Raw genomic sequence first — 3,363 nt, forward strand, 5'->3', positions numbered from 1 at the left:
CTTAAGCCTAGCACCTTAATTTCACGATTATCCCATCCTGAGGGAACTTTAATCATGGCGCCAAGCTCTACATGCTTGCCAGGTTTGGCTCTTTGCCCGTTGTACTGGACTTTTCCCGACTGCACCATGTCTCTTGCTATTGCGCGGGTCTTAAAGAACCTTGCAGCCCATAGCCACTTGTCCAGCCTGACATTTTGTGTTGTATTGTTGCTATCCGATTGGCTCATGTAATATTTTCGTAATGGTGTGGCTTTAGTGTTGTGACCCTCACCTTTACTAGGCTATTATGGGTTTGCTAAAGCGCGGTTAACCAAAAATTCACTATATTATAATAAAGCAGTACCATCAGTGGCAGCATGACATTCAATAAACCCAACCCACAATCTCTGGTTGTTTATCTGAACCAGCATCAAAAACAGCTACATACCATCGTAGTGGTTCTGCTCAGCCTGTATTTAATTGCATTTGCTGCCAAACTCGTGTGGCGAATTATACCCGAACCTCAACTATCTGCGACACCCACAGTAAGCCGTGCTCCGGTTATTTCTTCGTCGTCAGGCCAAAATGGGGTCAACATTGCCAAAATACAACAGTTGAATCTGTTTGGTAATGCAGCGGCTAAACCCGCGGAACCGGTAGCCGAAGTTACTGACGCGCCAGAGACACGCTTAAATTTGACCCTGACCGGCGTTGTTGCCAGTTCAGAGCAGGAAGCGGGCACCGCTATTATAGAAAATCGCGGCAGCCAAGCAGTATATGGTTTAGGTGAAAAGATTGAAGACACCAACGCCACGTTGCAAAAGGTGTATAACGATCGCGTTATTATTAAGAACGGGGTAAGAAACGAAACCCTGATGCTTGACGGAATTGATTACGATGAAGCTAATCGTCGCCGTGAAATGCAAGCGAGAAACCGACCTGAGCCGCAGGAAGAGGAAGAAGATACAGTTGAGCTTAGCGAAGAAGCGCTAGAAGCAACCGCTGCTCTGCGAGAACGCCCCGCTAACTTCACAGACTTTATTTCAATATCGCCAAAAACCGAAGAAGGCCAGCTTATTGGTTATCAAGTAAGTCCTGGCAAAGAACCTGAATTATTTAAATCGGCAGGGCTTCAGGCTGGCGATGTCATTACACAAATTAACGGGCTAGACCTTACAGACTTGCAGCAATCGCAAGAGGCACTGTCTGAGCTACGCAATGCACAAACAATAGAATTAACGATTATTCGAGATGGCAGCTTAACCACGCTTTACCTAGATTTACCCGAGTCTTAATACCACTAACGGTAGCAGCGCTATATTGTCGCTAGGTAAGCAAAATAACAATTAAAGCAAATCGGTCATCGACAAGTTAGGAAATGAAGGACGTTAGAATGAAAAGGCGCACTAGCCAAAAACTATTATCTCGCTTGAGCACAGCCATGTGCACGGCGCTTCTGTGTTTCTCGGTGACAGCCGCTGAGTACATGCCTAATTTCAAAGATACCGACATTAACGAGTTCATTAATATCGTTGGTAAAAATCTAGAGCGCACTATTATTGTCGACCCCAACGTACGTGGGAAAATAAGCGTACGCAGCTACGACATGCTCGATGAAGATCAGTATTACCAGTTTTTCCTAAACGTACTTCAAGTGTATGACTTCGCCGTTGTAGAAATGCCTAGCGGTATTTTGAAAGTGGTTCGCTCTAAAGACGCCAAAACATCGAACATTCCAGTAGTGGAAGGCGCTAACCGCGACGGCGACGAAATGATCACTCGCGTTGTTCCTGTGTATAACGTACCGGTACGTGAACTTGCGCCTATTTTACGCCAGCTAAATGACCAAGCGGGCGGCGGTAACGTAGTTAGCCACGACCCATCAAATGTGATGATGCTAACCGGCCGTGCAGCGGTAGTGAACCGACTGGTAGAAATTATCGAGCGCGTGGACCGTGCCGGTGACGAAGAAGTTGAAATCGTTAAACTTCGCTATGCGTCAGCATCAGAAATGGTGCGCATTATTGACAGTATTAATAAGTCACAAGGTAAAGCCAATACTGGTACTAAGTCTGAGCCTCGCGTAGTGGCAGACGACAGAACTAACTCAGTTATTGTAAGCGGTGATATTAAAGCGCGTCAGCGTCTTATTAACCTTATTCAGCGCATGGACCAAGAGCTTGAGTCAAACGGCAATACCCGCGTGCTGTTTCTTAACTACGCTAAAGCGGAAGATTTAGTAAAAGTATTACAGGGCGTATCTGCAAGCATTCAAGCTGAAGAGCAAGGTGGTGGCACTACGTCACGTCGAGCTGGCTCTAACCGTGAAATCAGCATTGATGCGCACGAAGATTCTAATGCCATTGTTATTACCGCAGAGCCGGACATGATGCGCTCATTAGAAGAGGTTGTACGTCAACTTGATATTCGCCGTGCGCAAGTACAAGTTGAAGCCATCATTGTTGAGGTCTTTGAAGGTGACGGCACTACTTTGGGTGTGCAGTGGGTGTCAGAACAAGGTGGTGGTACCCAGTTTAATAATGGTGTTGTACCAGTGGGAAGCCTAGCGGTTGCGCTAAAACAAGCTGAAGAAGATACTAACACTGAAACCTATGTGTCTGATGACGGTTCTCCTTATACAGTAACAAACACGCGAGAAGGCGATTACACTGCATTAGCGAGCCTTTTAGGCGGTGCTAATGGCTTAATTGCGGGCGTTATCGAAAATGGCTGGGGTGCTGTGGTACAAGCGGTCAGCACAGATACCAACTCTAATATTCTTGCTACGCCTCACTTAACGACTATGGATAACGAAGAAGCGTTTTTCATCGTAGGTCAGGAAGTGCCTATTATTACAGGTACAACAACGGGCGCGAATAACTCTAACCCTTTCCAAACTGTTGACCGCCAAGAAGTGGGTATCAAACTTAAAGTGACGCCACAAATCAATGAAGGCGACGCGGTACAGCTGCTTATCGAACAAGAAGTGTCTAGCGTAAGTGGCGCTACATCGGTAGATATTTCAATTAACAAGCGTGAAATTAAGACCACGGTTATTGTTGATGATGGCGGTACTATTGTTCTTGGCGGCCTTATCGACGAAGACGTTCAAGAGAGTGAATCTAAGGTACCACTACTGGGTGATATTCCAATTCTAGGCCATTTATTCAAATCTACATCAACCAGCAAGCGTAAGCGTAACTTGATGGTGTTCTTGAAACCGACCATTGTCCGTGACGGTGCAACCATGAATACAATCAGCCATCGCAAATACAATTACATTCGCGCACTGCAGCTAAAACGCCAGCAAGAAGGTGTTTCGCTAATGCCTTACGAAGAAACCCCGACTATTCCACAATGGGATGATGCGCTAGCGTTGCCACC

3 protein-coding genes are annotated in these 3,363 nt (G+C 46.1%); 2 read left to right on the top strand and 1 reads right to left on the bottom strand.

The genetic code is table 11. The annotated features are described in order from the left end of the window. Positions 1 to 227: RNA-binding S4 domain-containing protein (locus tag QVA83_RS11345; protein ID WP_283629353.1), on the bottom strand; the 227-nt coding region annotated here is incomplete at its 3' end. A 129-nt stretch (positions 228 to 356) separates the two neighbouring features. Here QVA83_RS11345 and gspC point away from each other — a divergent pair. Together gspC and gspD are read left to right on the top strand one after the other, a co-directional pair. Next, entirely contained in the window at positions 357 to 1,274 is a 918-nt protein-coding gene (gspC, locus tag QVA83_RS11350; protein ID WP_061486815.1) for a type II secretion system protein GspC, read from the top strand. A 98-nt stretch (positions 1,275 to 1,372) separates the two neighbouring features. Beyond that, a partial coding sequence (gene gspD / locus QVA83_RS11355; RefSeq protein WP_287498473.1) for a type II secretion system secretin GspD occupies positions 1,373 to 3,363 on the top strand: 1,991 nt, incomplete at its 3' end.

This window comes from Alteromonas sp. AO-Serp, assembly GCF_017849675.1.
Taxonomy (GTDB): domain Bacteria; phylum Pseudomonadota; class Gammaproteobacteria; order Enterobacterales; family Alteromonadaceae; genus Alteromonas; species Alteromonas macleodii.